The 19,510-nt window shown below is 65.8% G+C and carries 14 protein-coding genes and 1 tRNA gene; 9 read left to right on the top strand and 6 right to left on the bottom strand.

Features of this window, described 5'->3' with window-relative positions:
- Positions 1–355 precede the first annotated feature (355 nt).
- Positions 356–1,510 carry an acyl-CoA dehydrogenase family protein gene (locus NKG96_RS11325; RefSeq protein WP_254535048.1) on the bottom strand — a complete coding sequence of 385 codons (1,155 nt, stop codon included), beginning with the start codon at positions 1,508–1,510 and terminating at the stop codon, positions 356–358.
- Positions 1,511–1,632: 122 nt separating this feature from the next.
- On the opposite strand from NKG96_RS11325, the gene NKG96_RS11320 reads away from it, so the two are divergent.
- From NKG96_RS11320 to NKG96_RS11285, 8 genes are all read left to right on the top strand, one after another.
- Positions 1,633–3,600, top strand: coding sequence for a 3-hydroxyacyl-CoA dehydrogenase/enoyl-CoA hydratase family protein (locus tag NKG96_RS11320; RefSeq protein ID WP_254535046.1), 1,968 nt, complete (start codon positions 1,633–1,635; stop codon positions 3,598–3,600).
- 91 nt (positions 3,601–3,691) lie between these two features.
- A tRNA-Glu gene (locus NKG96_RS11315) sits at positions 3,692–3,766 on the top strand.
- Positions 3,767–4,019: 253 nt separating this feature from the next.
- On the top strand, positions 4,020–4,307 hold the full coding sequence (locus NKG96_RS11310; RefSeq protein WP_254535045.1) for a hypothetical protein: 288 nt from the start codon (positions 4,020–4,022) through the stop codon (positions 4,305–4,307).
- 166 nt (positions 4,308–4,473) lie between these two features.
- On the top strand, positions 4,474–4,803 hold the full coding sequence (ddfA, locus tag NKG96_RS11305; protein WP_254535043.1) for a DdfA family disk-determining factor: 330 nt from the start codon (positions 4,474–4,476) through the stop codon (positions 4,801–4,803).
- Between the two features lie 155 nt (positions 4,804–4,958).
- Positions 4,959–5,438 carry an Hsp20/alpha crystallin family protein gene (locus NKG96_RS11300; protein ID WP_254535042.1) on the top strand — a complete coding sequence of 160 codons (480 nt, stop codon included), beginning with the start codon at positions 4,959–4,961 and terminating at the stop codon, positions 5,436–5,438.
- 121 nt (positions 5,439–5,559) lie between these two features.
- Complete coding sequence (locus NKG96_RS11295) at positions 5,560–7,548, top strand: AMP-dependent synthetase/ligase (RefSeq protein WP_254535040.1); 1,989 nt, start codon at positions 5,560–5,562, stop codon at positions 7,546–7,548.
- Positions 7,549–7,822: 274 nt separating this feature from the next.
- The gene (locus NKG96_RS11290; protein WP_254535039.1) at positions 7,823–8,509 is read left to right on the top strand and encodes a hypothetical protein; all 687 of its coding nucleotides are present in this window, start codon (positions 7,823–7,825) and stop codon (positions 8,507–8,509) included.
- Positions 8,510–8,617: 108 nt separating this feature from the next.
- Positions 8,618–10,192 carry an RAD55 family ATPase gene (locus NKG96_RS11285; protein ID WP_254535038.1) on the top strand — a complete coding sequence of 525 codons (1,575 nt, stop codon included), beginning with the start codon at positions 8,618–8,620 and terminating at the stop codon, positions 10,190–10,192.
- Between the two features lie 190 nt (positions 10,193–10,382).
- Here the strand turns inward: NKG96_RS11285 and NKG96_RS11280 are convergent, their stop codons facing one another.
- The 5 genes from NKG96_RS11280 to NKG96_RS11260 form a co-directional block, all read right to left on the bottom strand.
- The gene (locus tag NKG96_RS11280; RefSeq protein ID WP_254535037.1) at positions 10,383–10,919 is read right to left on the bottom strand and encodes a DUF7344 domain-containing protein; all 537 of its coding nucleotides are present in this window, start codon (positions 10,917–10,919) and stop codon (positions 10,383–10,385) included.
- A gap of 137 nt (positions 10,920–11,056) precedes the next feature.
- Positions 11,057–13,051: a SpoVR family protein gene (locus NKG96_RS11275; RefSeq protein ID WP_254535036.1), complete on the bottom strand. Its 1,995-nt coding sequence runs from the start codon at positions 13,049–13,051 to the stop codon at positions 11,057–11,059.
- Positions 13,048–14,370, bottom strand: coding sequence for a YeaH/YhbH family protein (locus NKG96_RS11270; RefSeq protein WP_254535035.1), 1,323 nt, complete (start codon positions 14,368–14,370; stop codon positions 13,048–13,050). Before NKG96_RS11270 ends, NKG96_RS11275 begins: the two co-directional genes overlap by 4 nt.
- A complete protein-coding gene (locus NKG96_RS11265) occupies positions 14,361–16,640 on the bottom strand; it encodes a PrkA family serine protein kinase (RefSeq protein ID WP_254535034.1) in 2,280 nt (759 codons plus the stop codon). The genes NKG96_RS11270 and NKG96_RS11265 overlap by 10 nt, the downstream gene beginning before the upstream one ends.
- On the bottom strand, positions 16,637–18,709 hold the full coding sequence (locus NKG96_RS11260; protein ID WP_254535033.1) for a PrkA family serine protein kinase: 2,073 nt from the start codon (positions 18,707–18,709) through the stop codon (positions 16,637–16,639). Before NKG96_RS11260 ends, NKG96_RS11265 begins: the two co-directional genes overlap by 4 nt.
- A 404-nt stretch (positions 18,710–19,113) precedes the next feature.
- Here NKG96_RS11260 and NKG96_RS11255 point away from each other — a divergent pair, with 404 nt between their 5' ends.
- A complete protein-coding gene (locus NKG96_RS11255) occupies positions 19,114–19,503 on the top strand; it encodes a DUF5820 family protein (protein ID WP_254535031.1) in 390 nt (129 codons plus the stop codon).
- The last annotated feature ends 7 nt before the right edge of the window (positions 19,504–19,510 follow it).

Here is a 19,510-nt window from a genome sequence, read left to right as displayed (position 1 = left end):
AAACCGCCGTCGTCCGTAGACGCATCGCCGCCGTCGCGTCGACGGCTGGTCGCGACGACCGAGCCACGCTCTCGCCGTCCCGTCGGCAGTTCTCGTTCGAAGTGCTCAGTCGGTGCTCGAAACGGTCCGTGGGGGTAGCCGACGTCTCGGCGCTCTCCGTCTACCGGCAGAATCAGCGACTCTGCCGACGAAGCGAACCCACGAATAGCAGGGGACGACAGTCCGCACGAGCGAACGCAGTGAGCGAGCGTGGTTCCCCGGTTCCGAGCGCGAAGCGCGAGGAACCGGCCTTTTTCGTGCAGGGTTTTGCGCCGAGGGGTGCGCGAAGCGCACCCGGGGCGTAAAACGGTGCGCTCTAGAAGCCCTTGCCGAGCAGTTCGCGGGCGATGATGTTCTTCTGAATCTCCGTGGTGCCCTCGTATATCTGCGTGATCTTGGCGTCGCGGTAGAGGCGTTCGACGTCGAAGTCGTTGACGAAGCCGGCCCCGCCGTGGATCTGGACGGCCTCGTTGGCGGCGTCGACGGCCACGCGGGAGGCGAACTCCTTGGCCATCGAGGCGAGCGTCGTCAGTTGCTCGTCGGAGTGGTCGACCGACCACGCGCTCTTGTAGGTGAGCTGACGGGCGGCCTCGGTGCGGGTGTGGATGTCCGCGAGTTTGTGCTGGATGGCCTGGAAGTCGCCGATGGGCTTGCCGAACTGCTCGCGCTCCTTGGCGTAGTCGAGCGCGCGGTCACAGGCGCCCTTGGCGATGCCGACGCCCTGTGCGGCGACCATCGTGCGCGTGATGTCGAAGAAGTTCATCAACTGGAGGAAGCCCATGCCGCGCGTGCCGACGAGGTTCTCCTCGGGGACGCGCAGGTCGTCGAAGACGAGTTCGGCGGTGTCGCTGGCGCGGATGCCGAGTTTGCCGGTGATCTTCTCCGACTTGAAGCCGTCGCGGTCGGACTCGACGACGATCTGCGAGAAGCCGTTGTAGCGACCCTCGGCCTCGGGGTCCGTCTTGCACATGGCGACGAAGAAGTCGCCGACGGTGCCGTTCGTGATCCACATCTTGTTGCCGTTGATGACCCACTCGTCGCCGTCCTTCTCGGCGGTGGTGGAGACGGAGGAGACGTCGCTGCCGGTGTCGGGTTCGGAGATGGCCGCGCCCATGATGGCCTCGCCGGTGGCGACGGGTTCGAGGAACTGCGCTTTTTGTTCTTCGGTGCCGTACTCGAGGAGGGCGTCGCTCCCGAACGTGGTGGCGGTAATGGAGAGGGCGATGCCGGGGTCGACGGCGAACATCTCCTCGACGATGAGCGCGGTCTCGAGGGCGCTGTAGCCCGCACCGCCGTACTCCATCGGGATGTTCGCGCCGGTCAGGCCCATCTCGGCGGCCTTCTCGAGGACCTCGTGGGGGAACTTCTCGTCGACGTCGTACTCCTGTGCGACGGGGCGAATCTCGTTGTCCGCGAAGCGGCGGACCTCCTCCTGTATCTGTTTCTGCTCGGCCGAGAGTTCGAAGTCCATACCGAGTCCCTCACGGACGTTCCCACATAACGATTTCCCGACTCGTTACAACCTGTAAGGAGTTGTCGCACAGACGAGTGGAAACGTTCAACACAGGGGCGACAGACCCTACACCCGTTAGCATGGAGTTCGACGACATCCAGACCATCGCCATCCTCGGCGCCGGGAACATGGGCCACGGCATCGCCGAGGTGGCCGCCATGGCCGGCTACGAGGTGAACCTGCGCGACATCAACGAGGAGTTCGTCCAGAACGGCTACGAACAGATCGAGTGGAGCCTCGGGAAACTCGCCGAGAGCGACCAGCTCAGCGAGGAGGAGGCCGACGCCGCGCTCGACCGCGTCACGCCCGTCGTGGAGATGAGCGAGGCCGTCTCCGACGTCGACTTCATCATCGAGGCGGTGCCCGAGAAGATGGACATCAAGAAGGACGTCTACGGCGACGTCCAGGAGTACGCGCCCGAGGAGGCCATCATCGCGACCAACACCTCCTCGCTGTCCATCACGGAACTCTCGGAGGTCACCGAGCGCCCCGAGCAGTTCTGCGGGATGCACTTCTTCAACCCGCCCGTTCGGATGCAACTCGTCGAGGTCATCACCGGCGCGCACACGGCCGAGGAGACCCTCGACCTCACCGAACAGCTCGCCGAGTCGTTCGGCAAGACGCCGGTGCGCGTCCGCAAGGACTCGCCCGGCTTCATCGTCAACCGCATCCTCGTCCCCCTGATGAACGAGGCGTGCTGGATCGTCGAGGAGGACGACGCGACGATGGAGGAGGTCGACTCCACCGTGAAGTACGACATCGGCCTCCCGATGGGCGCGTTCGAACTGGGCGACCAGGTCGGCAACGACGTGACCTACCACGTCCTCGAGTACATGCACGAGGTACTGGGCGAGGCGTACGCGCCGTGTCCGCTCCTCGAACGCACGGTCGAGGAGGAGCGCTTCGGCAAGAAGACCGGGAAGGGATTCTACGACTACGAGGACGGTGACGGCGCGGACGTGCCCCCTGACCAGACCCGCGAGGACGTCAAACGCCGGCTCCTCGCCGTGATGGCCAACGAGGTCGGCAACCTCGTGGGCAACGACGTCGCGCCCGCGAAGGACATCGACGAGGCCGTCATGCTCGGCGGCGGCTACCCGACCGGTCCCGCGAAGATGGCCGACGACTACGGCCTCGAATCCCTTGTCGAGACGCTCGACGACCTCCGCGAGGAGAAAGACGCCGTCCGCTACGAGGTGTCGGACTACCTCCGTGAGCGCGCCGGCGAGGGCGGGTTCTACGAGCAGGGCGACGACGCCGACGTGGAGTTCTCGACCATCGAACTCGAGTACCCCGGTGATATGGTCGGGCAGATAGTCCTCGCGCGCGAGGCGCGGATGAACACGGTCAACCCCGAGATGCTCGACGAACTCTCGGAGGCCATCGACCACTTCGAGGAGGACGACGACGTGCGCGCCATCCTCATCACGGGGAAGGGCAACCGGGCGTTCTCCGCGGGCGCTGACGTGAGCGGATTCGCCGCGAGCGCCGACCCCCTCGAAGCCATCAAGCTCTCGAAGAAGGGTCAGGAGACGTTCGGCAAACTGGAGGAGTCGCCGCTGCCCGTCCTCGCGGGCATCGACGGCTTCGCGCTCGGCGGCGGGTTCGAACTCGCGATGTGCTGTGACCTGCGCCTCGCGAGCGAGCGCTCCGAACTCGGCCTGCCCGAGCACAGCCTCGGCCTCCTGCCGGGGTGGGGCGGCACCCAGCGACTCCAGCGTCTCGTCGGGATGAGCCGCGCGAAGGAGATCGTCCTCACCGCCGACCGGTTCGACGCGGACACGATGTACGACTACAACGTCGTCAACGAAGTGGTCCCGAACGACGAGTTCGAGGAGCGAGTCCACGAGGCGGCCGCCGACCTCGCTGGTGGGCCGCCCATCTCGCGCTGGCTGACGAAGCGCGCGATGCTCCGCGGCTGGGAGGACACCGAGGCCGGTCTCGACCTCGAGGCGCAGGCGTTCGGCCACCTCATGGGCACCGACGACCTGATGACCGGCATCACGGCGTTCATGAACGGCGAGGACGCCGAGTTCGAGGGCAAGTAGGGGATTTTTCGGTCCGTCCCACGGTATCGTACGGACCTCCCGACGGCGAAAGACAGGCTTTATGAACCGGTGCGACGGAACTGTGAATGTAGCTCGGTTGGTGTAGTCCGGCCAATCATTTCGGCCTTTCGAGCCGATGACACGGGTTCAAATCCCGTACCGAGCACTTTTCGAACAGAGTGAGAAAAGCGCGCAGGGGAGGGATTCTGAACCAGGGAGCGACTGGACGAGGGGCCCGTGGTCCGGGAGCCCGTCGGTTGCGGGAGCGACGCACCGATAGCGACGGGATCGGCGTCCCGAGACCGCGTGCGAGAGGCGAATCTCCCGCCCGAATATTTCATCTCGATGGCAAAATTCCGCACACTGACCCGTCGGATCTATTCACCAAATATTATATATTTCTCTGATAATAATGCCGTATGGACCAGGAGCGCGCCAGACGGGTGACGAACAGGTCGGTCTCGCGGCGAATCGCCACGGCGGGCGTGTTCGTGGGGACGAGACTCGTTCTCTGGGCGCTCGTCCTCGTCGTCAGGGCCCACCGGGCGGTCGAGCGGTGCGCGGCGGCCGTCCGGCCCCCACGAGGGAGGGGGGCCGACTCGGGCGCGGTTCGCTCGAAGGACGACCTGAGCCGAGGGGGACGGAACGGTGCCGACGCGTCGCGGACCGTGGACGTGGTCGAGGCGAGGGACCTCCCCGGGGAGTGAGCATCCTCCTCCCCGGCAACGGGGCGCCGAGCGAGGGACCGGCCCGAACCGTCGCGACGGGGCCATCGAACCGCGCTCCGTCCGATACCGCCCTACTAATTTGAATTACAAGTCTGACAAACATTCATATATCTGTACTCGTAGTGTCTAGCAGAGGCCAGAGGGAATGAGCACGCTCGATTCACGGAATGACGTCCAGCCGAGACCAGTTACGACCGACAGCGGCGATGCGTACTGTGCGACGCACGACCTCACGACGCCGGGGTCGCTCAGCATCACCATCGTCGAGACGGTGTGTGCGGTCCTCGAAGAATCGCCCGCGGCCGTCGAACCACTGTACGATGTCGTCGACCCGGACGCACTCGACTCCCTGTTCCGCCCGAAAGCGGACGGGACACCGCGAGTGGAGGGGTCGGTCACGTTCACTCTCAGTGACTGTACCGTGACCGTGGAGGGAACGGGCGAGGTCGTCGTCGTGCCACCCGACGGGGACTGACACCGCGTCTGACCGGGGCTGCCGAGTGGCCCGGCCGTGCCGAGCAGCGTGACGTTCACCTGTAGTTAGTCGTTCAGTAGCGGCGCTGAGAGCTGTGATATCAGCAGTCGCGCAATCGTTATTATCGAATCCGACCATACTGGACGTCGAGTACTATGGCAAACCGACGATACCCCTTCGACGAGATGGATCGCATGTTCGACCAGATGCGCCGCTCCATGCTGGGCAACTTCGGTGGCATCGGCAACTGGGGCGACCGTGACTTCGAGATGCCCCAGTTCGGGCGTGGGGCCGACGACTTCCACGGCCGGGGTATGCACAGTGACATGAACCTCAGCCTCGACACCGACGAGTCGGGCTACGTCGTCCTCGCGGACATGCCGGGCTTCGAGAAGGAGGAGATCGACCTCCGCTTCGACGACGGCCGCCTGTTCATCAGCGCCCGCCACGAGGTGTCCGAGTCCGGCGAGGACAGCATGAGCATGCGTTCGCGCCACGTCCACGAGTCCATCGGCATTTCCGCCGAGGTGCGCGAAGACGAGATCACGGCCTCGTACCGCAACGGCGTCCTCGAGGTCCACCTCCCCACCGTCGAAGACGTAGAGGAGTCCGGCACCTCCATCGACATCGACTGACGCGGCCTCGCCGCATCCCCACCCACGCTTTCTCGGCGAACTGCCCGAATAAACGATAGTTCCGCGCTTTACCCGTAATACAACAACGTTCATGAGTGTCACTATCGTTGGTCGAACAACGATGTCACCGACACCTACCCCTCGGGCGGCGTGGCTCGACCGCGAACGGGAGTACACCGACGAGGTCATCGGCGACGACACGCTCGGTCGGATGTTCGAGGCGAGCGCCGACCGGAACGCCGCCCGCCCGGCCCAGCGCTATAAGGGTGGCGTGTACGACCGCTCGCTGGTCGCGGAGGGTGTCGTCGACGCCGCCCCGCGCGGGGGGTACGCGACGCTCACCTACGCCGAGATGCGCGACGTCGTCCACCACCTCGCGGCGGGCTTTCGCGACCTCGGCCTCACGGCGGGCGACCGGGTAGGTATCTTCGCCAGCACGCGCATGGAGTGGGCACAGACCGACTTCGCCCTCCTGCAGGCCGGCGGGGTCGTCACCACAGTGTACACCGAGTCCTCGTCCCGGCAGGTCAGGTATCTCCTCTCGGACCCGGGCGCGACAGGCGTGGTGGTGGAAAACGCCGAGTTGCTCGACCGGGTGCTCGAAGTCGAGGACGACCTCGACCTCTCCTTTGTCGTCGTGATGGACGAGGCGGACACGGGCGACCGCGAGGACGTCCTGACCCTCGGGGAACTCCACGAACGGGGTCGGGAGGTGTTCGACCCCGCCGCCCACGAGTCGTGGCTCGACGAGCGCTCGCCCGGGGACCTCGCGAGTCTCATCTACACCTCGGGGACGACGGGCAAGCCCAAGGGCGTCGAACTCACTCATCACAACCTCCGGTCGAACGTCAACCAGAACCGGAAACGGATGGGGCCGCGACCGGACCGCTCCGCCGATATCCCGACGCTCGGCGCGCACACGAACACGATGTCGTTCCTCCCGCTGGCGCACGTCTTCGAGCGGACGGCGGGCCACTTCCTCCCGTTCGCCTCCGGGTCCTGCGTCGGGTACGCCGAGTCCGCCGACACCGTCGCGGAGGACATCCAGACGCTCTCGCCGAACGTCGTCACCAGCGTCCCGCGGGTGTACGAGCGCATCCACGACGCCATGCGCGAGCAGGCGAGCGAGTCCGACGTGAAACAGCGCATCTTCGAGTGGGCCGTCGACGTCGGCCGGGAGTACGACCGGACCGACGACCCCGGACTCGCCCTCGAAGCCAAGTACCGCGTCGCCGACCGCCTCGTCTTCTCGGGGGTGCGCGAGAAGATGGGGGGCGAAATCGACTTCTTCGTCAGCGGGGGCGGCAGTCTCTCGAAGGAACTGGCGGAACTGTTCAACGGGATGGGCCTGACCATCCTCGAGGGGTACGGCCTGACCGAGACGGCCCCCGTGGTGAGCGTCAACCCGCCCGAGGACGTCCGTGCGGGGACTCTTGGCGTCCCCCTCGTCGACATCGACGTCCGCGTCGACGGGAGTGTGCTGACCGACGACCAGAAGCGCCGGGCGCGCGGCGAGGTGGGCGAACTGCTCGTCTCCGGCTCGAACGTGACGCGTGGGTACTGGAACCGCCCCGACGCGACCGAGGAGGCGTTCACCGACGACGGCTACTTCCGGACCGGCGACATCGTCGAACTGACCGACGACGGCTACCTCGTCTTCCACGAGCGCCTGAAGCAGATTCTCGTCCTCGACACGGGCAAGAACATCGCACCCGGTCCCATCGAGGACCGCTTCGCCACCAGCGACCGGGTGGACCAGGTGATGGTCGTCGGCGACAGCGAGAAGTTCGTGGGCGCACTCGTCGTGCCGAACTTCGAGGCCGTCCGCCAGTGGGCCGAGAAGTACGACGTGGACCTGCCCGCCGAACGGGCCGCCATCTGCGAGCACGAGCAGGTGCGGGCGTACGTCGAGACGGTCGTCGAGGAGGTCAACGAGGGCCTCGAGAAGGAAGAGCGCATCAAGCGCTTCGCGCTCGTCCCCGACGAGTGGACGGCCGAGAACGACCTGATGACCCCGTCGATGAAGAAGAAACGCCGGAACATCCTCGACCGGTACAACGACCAGCTGGCGGACATCTACGGTCGAGAACAGTCGGCGACGGCGGACTGACCACGATGACGGTGGCGGCACCGGGTCCCGCGACGCCGGGTATCGACGCCGTCGTGGCCACGGCTCTCGGGAACGCAGGGGTTATGTGCTCTCACCCCCGGAACAGAGATATCTATCCACACCGAGCGGTCGTCCCCGTCGGGACCGGACGAGGTCAGCGGGGAGAGCGCCGACCACGAACCCATAGACAGCGCCGGCGTCGAGGGCCGGGCCGGGACTGGGTCGTCCCGACGTGTGGGGGCGACACGCTCGCAGGCACGTGGAGGGGGGACGAATGACCAGGCGAACTGATTCCCCGGGGAACCGACTGGACGGTATCCTCGGCGGGGCTGGCGAGGAATCGACGGACGGGTCGTCCGGGACGTCCGGGAAGCGGTGCACGGCCCGCCGGATGGCAGAGCAGGTCTGTGCGGGCTTCATGCTGCACGACGACGACGACAGGGAGGGGACCGTCGCGGCCTTCCACTTCGTGGACGCGCGTCAGTTCCGGGACCTCGACGAGTCGACGGCGCGGACGGCCGCTGAGTCCTACGTCGACGCCCTCTGGGCGAAAGACGCCGTCGAGCGCGACCACGTCGACGGGGCGGGCATCATCGACAGCGAGACCATCGCCGAGGCCGACTGGTCGCCGGTCCGGGACGCTCTCGCCCGGCGGGCGGAGGTGGTGGGCATGTCCGAGCGCTACGCCGAGCGGACGACGACGGCGTGGCGCCGACACAAGACCGGCGGCGACTACTGGACCCCGTTCATGCATGCCCAGCGGGTGGAACTCGCGGTGGCGTTCGGCGACACCCCGCTCCCCGAGAAGCCGAGCGAGGGGCAGTCCGGGCCGGGGTCGCTCCCCGTCCGGTACGTCCTCGGCGTCGAACTCCACGACCGACACACCGAGGCCGCGTGGCGGGAGGCCGTCGAGGTGATGGTCCCGTACTACCGGGCCATCCTCGACGCCCACGAGGGGTGACCGGGGCGTCGCGCGACCCCCCCTCCCGGACGACGCGGCTTCTCGGTGACTTACCATACACAGATAGCTGTGTACTTTATACGTAATTGTCTCCATTCTCGATACGATATGGCTGTATCGACGGGGTCGACGAGTCTCGACGCGGTTCTCGCCGGTGGAATTCCCGAACGACGGACGGTACTCGTGACGGGTGGACCGGGGACGGGAAAGAGCACGCTCGGGATGCAGTTCCTGCAGGCGGGTCTCGACCGCGGCGAGCGCTGCCTGTTCATCAGCACGGAGCAGACCGTCGCGGAGATTCGGGACTCCTTCGAGGACTTCTCGTTCGGCCTGGACCACGAGGGACTCTCGCTCGCGACCGTCCACGCCGGGGAGGGGACGACGCTGGAGGGGGGCGCGGACCAACTCGTCATCGAGTCGCTGGGGACGGAGTCGGACGCGTGGGGCGAGGGCGGCACCGAGACGGGGATGGGCGGTCACGCCGTTCCGTTCTCCTGGCAGTACGTCCGCGAGTTCGTCCGGTCCCACCGACCCGCAGACCGGGTGGTCTTCGACAGCATCTCGGGGCTCTCCGTGATGACGGCGGACGAACACCGGTTTCGCCGGTTCGTCCTCGACCTCATCAGACTGTTCACCGACGAGTTCGGCGCGACGACGCTGTTCCTCGCCGAGGAGGACCTGGCCGGGGAGTCCCACGCAGACCTCGTCTCGCACAACATGCTGCAGTTCAACACGCACGGCGTCGTCAACCTCTGGCGCGAGCAGGTCGACCGGGACTACCGGCGACACCTGCAGGTGTCGAAGATGCGCGGCGTCGACCACGCCACCCGGCAGTTCGAGGTGGAGATCGCCCCCGATGGCCTCCACGTGGGCCCCCTGATGCGAACGCCGTCGCCCGCCTTCCTCCCGTTCGAGGTGGTGTCCTCCGGCATCGAGGGCCTCGACTCGCTCTGCGGTGGCGGGTTCGTCCGGGGCGGGACCACCCTCGTCGAACACGACGGGCGGGCGGACGTCCTCGGGTTCGTCTCGAACGCCATCGTCGAGCGAATCGACGAGGGCGGTGTCGTCGTCCTCCTCCCGCCGGCGAACCTCTCTCCGGAGAAACTCGACCGCGTCCTCGACGGTCGCGTTGGGTCCGTCGACCACCTGCTGGCGACGGACCGCCTGTTCGTCCTCGACCTCGTCGGGACGTGGCGCGACCGGGGGCCGAACGTCTACACACTCCCCGAGTCGAGTCGCCTCGCCACGCAACTGCTCACGTCGTTCAAGCCAGCTCTCTCGTGGTTCCTCCGGTTCGTCTTCAACCGGATGAACGACGACCGGGACGGTCGTCCCGCGACGGCCGTCACCTACACCGAGGCCCTCCTTCAGGAGTTCAGCCCGACGGACGTCAGACGCATCCACTACTGGGGCAAGGAGTCGCTCCTCGACGACCGCGACTCCGTCCTGTTCGTCCAGAACCCGAGCGTCATGGCCGAGGAACTCTCCGAGTCGTTCGTCTACGACGCCGACCAGGTCGTGCGGACGTGGCTCCACGAGAGCGGCCTCCAGTACGTGAAACTGGCGAAGTCGCCGACCGGCCGCCTCGGGGACACCCGGCTGGTCGAGTACACCGACGACCCGCCGTACGTCCGCGTCCAGCAGCCACACCGGGACCGGGACGACCCGTCCGAGTTCCGGTGAGTCCGACGGGCGTTCTCCCGGGGGTCCGTGTGTCGACGCAGTAGACGGGGACGACCCGGTCGGCCGCCACGACGGCCAGCAGCGGCTCTCGTCGTGGACGCGGCGGTCGGACCGGAAGTAGACGATGACTGATGCCACGGGGCAGGTAGCGGTGGGTTGCGGCGGGTGGGTCTGCCCCTCGCGCTCCCGGTCAGTACAACCGGCTGAACGGGAGGCCACCCTGCTGGGTGTAGACGTGGTAGGTCGCCGAGAGGACGACCCCGAGGAAGAAGATGATGGCCCACTGGGCGGGTGTGATGAGTGCGAATCCGACGATACCGAGTTCCGCCGCGATGACGACCAGCATCCCGAGGAATGCGAAGGCGATGTAGTACTCGCCCCACGAGATGCCGTAGCGCGGGACGACCTCCATGTACACCTCGACCTCGCGGACGCGCTCCTGGAGGTAGACGACCTTGCTGTCGTCGTCGTACTCGACGATGCCGAGTTTGTGGAGTTTCGGCAGGTGCGTCTGGTGGAGCGAGACGTAGACGCTCTGGCGTTTCTTCCGCGGCGGCGGGTCCTCGCCCGTCTCCTCGGTCGCGACCCGTTCGGAGAGGTCGCGGACGCTCATCGTGCCGTTCTCGCTCGCCTGAAGGCTGTCGATGGTGAGTCGCCGCCGCGTGTTTCGCAGGACGTCGTGGATGTCCCCCTCGTCGAGGGTTTGCTCTTGTTGAACGATTGCCATAGTCACCCGACCGAATAGGTCTCGTACGTATGGTAAATTTTCCTGAATAAAAGGATAGTGGATTACACGGTAGCCCCCGATGTAGGGACATCAGAAATTACACTAACATCAATAAAATATACTTATGGAATAATTGGTCAGGCCAGCCACTCCTCGGGTTTCGTGTCGTAGTCCACGTCCGACGCGGCGAGGTGTTCGACCTCGTCCCACGCGAGGTCGGTCACTTCGAAGTCCTCGCCGTCGAACCGGATGAGTTTGCCCTGCTCGTCGGGAACGGGTTCCCGGTCGCGCCGGCGGGCCACCTCCACGTCGTGTTCGTCGAGTTCCTTCACGATGGTCTTGAGGTTCACCGGCCGGCCCCACAGTTCGAAGACGCGTTCGAGCACCTGTTCGGCCTGCCTGACGTCGAGCATGACGCCGTTGTACTGGTGGCTCAACAGCAGTTCGTTGCGGTTGTCGTAGTTCGCGTCCTCCACGACGACGGTGGGCTTGCCGAAGTTGGTGAACTGGAGCATCAACTTCTTCTTGACGTCCTCGACGTCGGTGCTCGTCGCCCGGAAGTCGCGCGTGGTCTGGGTGTACTCGTAGGTGAAGTAGTGGTTCTCGTCGACGAACTCCTGGGTGAGGAACTCGTCTAAGAACGTCACGTCGTTGTGGCTCTCGCGAATCTCGCGCATCCGGTCCCACCCGGCGGTGCGGTCCACGTCCGCGAGGGCCTCCTCGACGGTGGCGTAGCGCGCGTCGTCGAACAGGTATCGCGCGATACGTTCGAGGTCGGACTGCGTCAGGCGGTGGAGGAACCCGCGGTTCTGTGCCTTCACCAGCGAGTAGTGGCGCTCACAGAGGCCCTCGTAGGTCAACACCTTCCACGGGTAGCGGTCGGCGTCCACCTCCCCCGCCTTCGCCGCCGCCAGTCCCTCCACGTCCACGCGCGGGTCGTCCGGGTCCAGTCGGTCGAGGGCGTCGTTCCCGACGGTCGCGACGGCGGGGTCGGGTTCCAGCGCCGCCAGCACCGCGTCTAGGTCCACCTGGTCGCGGAAGTTCCGCCACGTGACGCCCTCCACCCGGAGGAGGCGCTCGACGACCTCCCGGCGGTTGGTCGTGTTCTCGATGTACTCCCAGAGTTCCTTGCCGAGTTTGTACGGGTTGAACCCCGGCGAGTTGAGCACCATCGCCTGGTGGTCGGCGTAGTGGATGAACTCGTTGGCGTCCGCGAACCCCTCCTCGCCCATCATCATCGACTCCCAGTAGGCCGCCCACCCCTCGTTCATCACCTTCGTCATCTTCTGGGGGGCGAAGTAGTACGCCTCCCGGCGCAGCAGTTCGAGCACCTCGCGCTGCCAGTCTTCGAACTCCACCGCCTTCCCGCTCTCGCGGTCGTAGCGCATCCCGTGGGTGCGCAGGAAGGCGATGACGTCGAGTTCGGGTTCCGCCGGGAACCGCGCCGCGCCGACCTCCGGGCGCTGGGACTCCAGCCACTCCTCGTCGAACACCTGCCGGCGCACCTCCTCCGAGAGGCCGAGTTCGTCCAGTCGCTCGTCGATGTCGTCCGGGTCGAGCGAGAGGGCCTCGGACTCGACGGTCGTGAACGGGCGGTGCTGGTCGATGCAGTCTTCCAGACAGAGCACGTTGTCGATCCACTCCTCGACCTCCTCGCGGTCGACCTCGGGGTCGTCCATGAACGACTCGACGATGCTCGCGTGACTCGCCAGCATCGCGGCGGCGTCGGGGTTCTCGCTGAAGAGGTTGAACCACTGGTTGTTCTTGAAGAAGTCGGCGTGTGCCTCGACGTGCGTGATGACGGCCTTCTGGTCGGCCAGCGCGTTCGACTCCTGCAGGAAGGCGTGGCTCGGGTTGTCGTTGTTGACGATCTCGAAGGCCTTCCCGCCGAGGAACTGGCGCTGTTTGCGCTGCTGGTCGTACTGCATCCCCCAGCGCCAGTGGGGGTAGCGCTCCTGGAACCCGCCGTAGGCGATGAGCTGGTTCATCTCGTCGTAGTCGATGATCCAGTAGTTCACCGGGAACGGGTCGAGACCGAGTCTCCGAGCCAGCGCGTTGGCCTCCCGAACCGGCTCTTCGAGTTCCTTCGCGATGCGCTGTTTCGCCACTCGGTCCTGGTCTGATTCGCTCATTGTGCCTTTTTCCCCTCCGTACTCAGGATGGTGTAGATGGCGTCGACCACGTCCTCCGGGCCGGTGACGTAGGCGACGGCCACGTTGTCGCTCTCCTGGAAGTGTCGTTCGACCTCCTCGGCGTGGGTCGCGTTGATGGCGTTCCCGCTCGGCTGGGTCTCCACGTAGGCGTGGAGGTTCGCCGGAATCGACTCCATCAGCGGGATGACGTGCTCGTCGGTGTCGTTCGAGGAGTTCTCCGAGTCACCCGCCGCGAACACGTAGCGGTTCCACTCGCTCCAGGGGTACTCCTCTAAGAGGACCTTCGCGAGTTCGTACGCGCTGGAGATGCGCGTCCCGCCGCCCGAGCGGATGCCGAAGAACTCCTCGCGTTCGACCTCCCAGGCGTCGGCGTCGTGGGCGATGTAGACGAATTCCGCGTTGTCGTACTTCCCCGTCAGATACCAGTCGAGGGGCGTGAACACCCGCTCGACGAGTTCGCGCTTCTTCTCGCGCATGCTCCCCGACACGTCGCGGATGTTGACCACGACGACGTTCTTCTCTCGCTCCTCGATGATCTCTGGGTAGCGGTAGCGCTCGTCCTCGCGGCGGAACGGGACCTGCTTGAGGCCGTCACGGCGGATGCGCTGGATGGTCGTCGTCTCCTCGACGTTCGCCTCCATCTCCTCGATGCTGGCCCACTTCGTGCGCTCGTCGGCCGAGAGCGACGAGTAGGCGTCGTCGATCCACGCCCGCGAGACGGGCATGTTCTTCTCGCGCGCCCACCGGTAGACCCGCGTCGGACCCCACCCGTCGACCTTCAGCGCCTCGCGGACGTACTCCTCGTCGAAGTCCATCGCGAGCTTGCGCTTCAGGCCCTCCTTGAACAGGTGCTCGAAGTCGAGCGTGCTCGCCGGCCCCGTCCGGGTGATGTCCGTGTAGTCGCCCTCCTTCTCCTCGATGACCTTCTTGCCCTTCGGTTCGAGGTCCAGACCCAACTGCTCGTCGAGTTCCTGGGCGAACTCCTCGGGGTCCATCTCGTAGTACTCGTGGTCGCCGCCCTCCTCGCCGGGTTTCCCCTCGCCGTCGCCCTCGCCGGGCTGTGGCTGGGGCTGACCGACCGGGTCGCCGGGCTGGGGGGTGCCGCCCTGACCCTGCCCGACGCCGCCCTTGTCGCGGACGTCGTACTCGAACGCCGGGAGGTCGACGATCTTGATGGGTATCTTCACCTCGTCGGGAAGCGACCGGCCGAGGTCGCCGTACTGGATGAACTCGGAGAGATCCTGTCTGCGCTCCTCGCCCACCTCCCGATACCGTTCGAGGTCGTCTCTCAGTCCCATCTGTAGCTCACCTGGCTCATGACGTGCCGACTCGTGAGTTCGGCCGACGCCTCGCTGTAGTCGAACATCTCCATCATGTTGCGGACCGTCCGCTCCTTGACCGCGGCCGTCTCCGTGCCCGCCGGCGGGTCGTCCCACTGGCGGGGTTCGAAGTCCTCGAACGCCCGGCGGACGTCGCTCCAGTCGTGACTGCCGAGGACCGTCCGGATGACGGGAATCTCCTTGACGTTCACGTCGGCCACCCGGAACTCCTCGTCGCGGTTGCGCCACGCGTGGCGGTTGATGGCCGTGATGACGCGCTCCGAGCGGAACTCCTCGACGTCTGGACCCGCCTCGGAGCCCTCGTAGTCGTCCTCGTCGAACCGCCCGAGGTGCTCTATCTCGAACACCTTCATCTTCAGCGGGTCGGGGTCGAGTAGTTCCCCGCGGTCGTTCTCGATCTGCTCGTTCTCCGTCCACGCGTAGACGTGCTCGATGTACTCCTCGACGGTGGCCTCGTCCACGCGCTTCTCGCGCATGATGGCCGCGAGCACGTCCGACTCCTGCTGGCTGAAGATACGGTTTTTCACCTGTACCACCCGGTTCTCGAACTCGGTGCGCTCGCTGTCGGAGAAGACGGGTGCCTCGACGAACCCATCTGCCATCGCGTTCAGCACGTCGCGGGGCATGATGACGTGCTCGACGGGCAGGGTCGGGTGGTGGCGGTCCGACTCCTCGTGGAGCAGGTCCGCGACGACGTCCCGCGTGTAGGTGACGGGGATGCCGTGGATGCCGTCGCGCGGGTCCGACTCGAACTCGAAGTCGTCTTTCTCCCGGCGCTCGTCGCCCTGACTGATGAACCCCGCGTCGAACAGCAACGCCTTGTCCACGAGGTCGAGGCCCGTCGGCAGGTCGTCGGTGTCCAGTCGCGAGACGACGTTGTACAGCGCCGCCGCCTCGATGGCGTGCGGCGCGAGTTCCTTCGTGAACACCTGCCGCTTGTTGTCGCGGACCTTGATCTCGACCGGCTGACGGATCTTGCGCTCGAGTTCGTCGTAGGACTCGGCGGTCCACACCGTCGTCTCGTTCGTGAGTTCCCGCCGGAGCAACTCGGTCTCCAGCGAGAGGTTCGTCAGGTAGCGGAACTCGTGTTTGTCCAGCCGGCGCTTCAGCGCCTTCAGCGGGTCCGCACCCGCCCGCTCTGCGTGCTGGTTCAACTGGGCTTCGAGGTCCGGGTTCGAGATGATGACCAGTTGCGTGTCGATGTCCATCCCGATGCCCTTGTCCAGTTTCACGTGGCCCTCGTCGGGGACGTTCAGCAGTTTCTGGAGCAGGTCGGCGTGCTGGGCGGCGTCCTCCACGAGCGTCAGGAGGCCGTTGCCCTGCGAGAGGACGCCGTCGTAGCTGAACGCCTGCGGGTTCTTCCGGCCGCGCGAGTCGAGTTCGCGGAGCATCCCGTGCATCCACGATCCGACCAGCCGTTCTTTCGGCGTGCCGTCGTCTTCGCTGTGGAGGACGCCGATGCCGTCGCCCACGTCCACGACGAAGTTCTTCACGCGCAGGTGCTTCGGGTTCGTCACCGCCGAGAACAGGTCGTTGCGGCCCTGCCTGCGGTAGCGCTCTTCGAGGTAGTCGTACGCCTCGCGGCAGAACGGGTCGAGTTTTCCGTCGACCTGCACCGCGATGTGGTCGTCGAGGCGGTCGTTGAGTTCGGCCAGCAGGTCGCGCCGGACGTTCTTCGGGAACACCGAAAGCGGGTGCGACTGGACGGGGCTGACGTACCACTGCTCGTCGTCGCTCACGGGTTGCTCGCCGTAGGTGAACCCGCTGCCCTCCGAGTCGGCCCCCGAGACGTTCCACTCGACGGTGTAGCGCCGTCCCTCGTCGGTCTTCGAGTACTCGCGCAGGCCGTTGATGAGACAGCGCTTGAGTTCGGACTTGCCGGTAGCGGTGGGACCCTCCAGCCAGACGATCTTCTCTTCCTTGCCGCGGCGGGCCGCGATGGAGCGCAGGTCCGCGACGAACTCGTTCAACACCTCGGTGTTGCCGAGGATGGCGTGCTCGCCGTCGTTGTACGGGTCGTCGAAGAACACGTAGCGCTCCTTCTCCTCGCCTTCCTCGATGACCGTCCGGGTGCCGGCGGCCTCGATGGCCTCCAGCAGGTACTTCGAGGCGTGGGAGGCCAACTGTGGCCGCTCGAAGATGCGGTCGACGTACGCCCCGAGGGTCATCGGCTCCTCGTAGGTCTCGGTCAGCGCCCGGTCCGCCTCGGCGATGTAGTCGCGTTTCATTCCTCCATTTCGGCTTTGGCGACCTCCGCGCCGGCGAACTCGAGGACCTCCTTCGCACCCTCGCGCGAGTAGCCCTGTTCGACGAGCGCCTCGACCCACGCGTTGCGCTCGTCGTCCTCCAACTCGCCGCTGGAGACCAGCGCCGAGAAGTTGATGTTGTGCTTCTTGTCCTCCCAGAGCTTCCGCTCCAGGGCGCGGCGCAGGCGGTCGTTGTCCTGCGGGTTGAACGAGGTGCCCTCGCGCGCGCGCCGCGAGACCCAGTTCGACACCTCCTGGCGGAAGTCGTTCTTGCGGTCTTCGGGGATGTTGAGTTTCTCCTCGACGCTCCGCAGGAACTTCTCGTCGGGTTCCTGCTCCCGGCCGGTTATCTCGTCTTCGATGGTGTCGTCGTCGATGTACGCCATCACGTGGTCCATGTACTTCTCGCCCTGTCGCTGGATCTCGTCGACGTCGTAGGCGAGGGCGTGGCGCACGTCCTCGATGGCGCGGTCCTTGTACTCCTCGCGGACCATCTCGAGGTAGCGGTAGTAGCGCTCGAAGCGGTCCTCGGGGATGGAGCCGTGGTTCTCGAGGTTGTGCTCGAGGTGGTTGAACGTCGTCAGCGGCGAGAGGAACTGCCGGCCGCGGTGCATCGAGTCCATGATGGCCTCGGCGATCTCGTCGCCGATGAACCGCGGGGAGACGCCCTCCATGCCCTCGCCGATGTCGGCCGTCGTCGCGGCCTCGTCGCGGAGTTTCTTCACGTCGACGTCGTCGGCGTCGTCGATCTCGCCGTTGTAGGCCTTGGCCTTCTGGACGATGTCGATCTGCCCGCCCGAGGGTTCCTCGATGCGCGTCAGAACGCCGAACAGGCCCGCCATCTCCAGCGTGTGAGGTTCGACGTGGATGTCGGGGACGTCGGCGTTCCGGAGCATCTTCCGGTAGATGCGAGACTCCTCCTCGTACTGGAGGACGTAGGGGAAGTCGATGCGCTTGGTGCGGTCGTTGAACGCCTCCATCTTCTCGTCGCCCTTCTTGTCCTTGTACTCGGGCATGTTCGTGCGCCCGACGATGACCTGGTCGATGTCGATCCGGGGGTTGTTCTTCGGCTTGATGGTCTGTTCCTGCGTGGCGTGCAGGAAGTCGTAGAGGAACTCCCGCTGGAGTTTCAACAGCTCCTCCCCGCTGAAGATGCCCCGGTTGGCGTTACAGAACGCCCCGGAGTAGTCGAACGCCCGCGGGTCGCTTTCCCCGTAGATGGCGATCTTCGAGTAGTTGACGTCGCCCGTGAGTTCGGTCTCGTCCTGGTTCTTCTTGTCCTTGGGTTCGAACGTCTCGACGCACTGGCGCTTGTTCTCGTCGGCGACCAGCCTGATGATCTCGACGTGGTTCTCCAAGACCTGCTGGAGGTCGTCCTCGTAGTGGTCGAGCAGGCGGTCCATGTAGAACTCGCCCGCGGGGTCGAGGCTCTGCTCGTTGCGGATGGTGTAGGGGGCGTCGAGTCGCTCGTTGAGGTCCTCGATGACCCGGTCGCGTTGCTGGAGCGGGAGCAGGACGATGGGGTCCTGATTCATCGGCGAGCGGACCACGTCGTCGGCGGGGTCCTGGTCGGGGATGACGTCACAGAGGTTGGTCCACCGGAACGTGTACATCCGCCCCTCCTCGCGGTTCGTGTAGTCCTCGAAGTAGCGCCGGACCTGTCGGTCGAAGTCGGACTTGCCCGACCCGACCGGCCCGAGGAGGAGTTTGATGCGTTTCTCGGGGCCGAGTCCGCGAGCGCCCGACTTCACCTTGTTGACGAACTCGTGGATGGACTCGTGGATGTTGCGCCCGTAGAACACGTTCTCCCCGTCGTTGAGGGGGTCCTCGCTTGCGAGTCGGTACTCCACGACGCCGAGGTCCTCGTTGTACTCGGTACCGTAGTAATCGAACATGTCTGCGACGCGCTGGTGTGCGTTGCGCGCGACCCGCGGGTCCGCGTAGACCTCCTCCAGATACCAGTCGAACGCGTGGGTCTCACGCAGGTCCGACGGAATCGAGTCCCGGTACTCACGGCTGAGGTCTTCGAGTGTTTCCATGTCACCTGTCATTGTATCACGGAGACGTTGCGTCTCTTCCCCCGATGGGCCGGACAGCCACGCTGTCCGCAAGCCTCAGCGGCCACCCCACGCGTTGCCCGTACCATGTCACGTGGCACCGTCTGTCACTCTCCGGCGACCTACGACCCTGTCACGGGCCGGCTGACACCGGGGAGGACGCACCGCGGGACGACCACCGATACTATGGTTATTGTTAAGTGTTCACACACACATAAGCCTTGCCGCTATCCTAGCGTAACCGAGGCGTTCGGCCCGGCGATTCACCCGCGAAACCGTGTGGCGGGGAGCGGACCGCCGAACCGGTCGGTGTTCGGACCACTTCGGGGTTTATATACTTCTCTGTCTCCCGAGGGCCGACCACACGACTCTTCCCCGCCGCCGAGAAAGCGCGGGGCATGGACGCCGATTCGCTCGCCGCGGGGTGGACCGTCTGGAACGACGGCGGCGACAGACTCGTCCTCGCGTACCGCCCCGACGTGTTCAACGGCGGCGACTTCCCGCCGGAGTGTCTCCCCACCATCTACCTCACGCGGGGCCGACGCACCCGCCGCCCGGGGGTCCGCCCGAACCCCCAACCCGGCGACCCGTGGGTCGTCACCCTGTTCCTCGAACCCGACGTGGACCACGGCGGCGACCACTACGACTCCCGCGAGGAGGCCCTCGACGGGGCCGCCGCCCTCGCCGCCCGGTTCGCCGACGGCGAGGTGGACTACCGGGGGATGTATCAGGTGCCACGGGAGCGCTACTTCGAGAAACTGGAGGAACTGACCGGTCGGGAGGCTTAACCGCCTC

This window comes from Halomarina litorea (assembly GCF_024227715.1).
Taxonomy (GTDB): domain Archaea; phylum Halobacteriota; class Halobacteria; order Halobacteriales; family Haloarculaceae; genus Halomarina; species Halomarina litorea.
Note: the sequence above shows the minus strand (reverse complement) of the source record. Positions and strands in the feature narration are given on the sequence as shown.

Bases quoted from the DNA above. Each gene is read 5' to 3' on its own strand.
- NKG96_RS11290 (WP_254535039.1), top strand. From the start codon at position 7,823: ATGACCAGGCGAACTGATTCCCCGGGGAACCGACTGGACGGTATCCTC.
- NKG96_RS11260 (WP_254535033.1), bottom strand. From the start codon at position 18,709: ATGACAGGTGACATGGAAACACTCGAAGACCTCAGCCGTGAGTACCGG.
- NKG96_RS11325 (WP_254535048.1), bottom strand. From the start codon at position 1,510: ATGGACTTCGAACTCTCGGCCGAGCAGAAACAGATACAGGAGGAGGTC.
- NKG96_RS11265 (WP_254535034.1), bottom strand. From the start codon at position 16,640: ATGAAACGCGACTACATCGCCGAGGCGGACCGGGCGCTGACCGAGACC.
- NKG96_RS11255 (WP_254535031.1), top strand. From the start codon at position 19,114: ATGGACGCCGATTCGCTCGCCGCGGGGTGGACCGTCTGGAACGACGGC.
- NKG96_RS11320 (WP_254535046.1), top strand. From the start codon at position 1,633: ATGGAGTTCGACGACATCCAGACCATCGCCATCCTCGGCGCCGGGAAC.
- NKG96_RS11285 (WP_254535038.1), top strand. From the start codon at position 8,618: ATGGCTGTATCGACGGGGTCGACGAGTCTCGACGCGGTTCTCGCCGGT.
- NKG96_RS11280 (WP_254535037.1), bottom strand. From the start codon at position 10,919: ATGGCAATCGTTCAACAAGAGCAAACCCTCGACGAGGGGGACATCCAC.
- NKG96_RS11310 (WP_254535045.1), top strand. From the start codon at position 4,020: ATGGACCAGGAGCGCGCCAGACGGGTGACGAACAGGTCGGTCTCGCGG.
- NKG96_RS11270 (WP_254535035.1), bottom strand. From the start codon at position 14,370: ATGGGACTGAGAGACGACCTCGAACGGTATCGGGAGGTGGGCGAGGAG.
- NKG96_RS11295 (WP_254535040.1), top strand. From the start codon at position 5,560: ATGTCACCGACACCTACCCCTCGGGCGGCGTGGCTCGACCGCGAACGG.
- NKG96_RS11300 (WP_254535042.1), top strand. From the start codon at position 4,959: ATGGCAAACCGACGATACCCCTTCGACGAGATGGATCGCATGTTCGAC.
- ddfA (WP_254535043.1), top strand. From the start codon at position 4,474: ATGAGCACGCTCGATTCACGGAATGACGTCCAGCCGAGACCAGTTACG.
- NKG96_RS11275 (WP_254535036.1), bottom strand. From the start codon at position 13,051: ATGAGCGAATCAGACCAGGACCGAGTGGCGAAACAGCGCATCGCGAAG.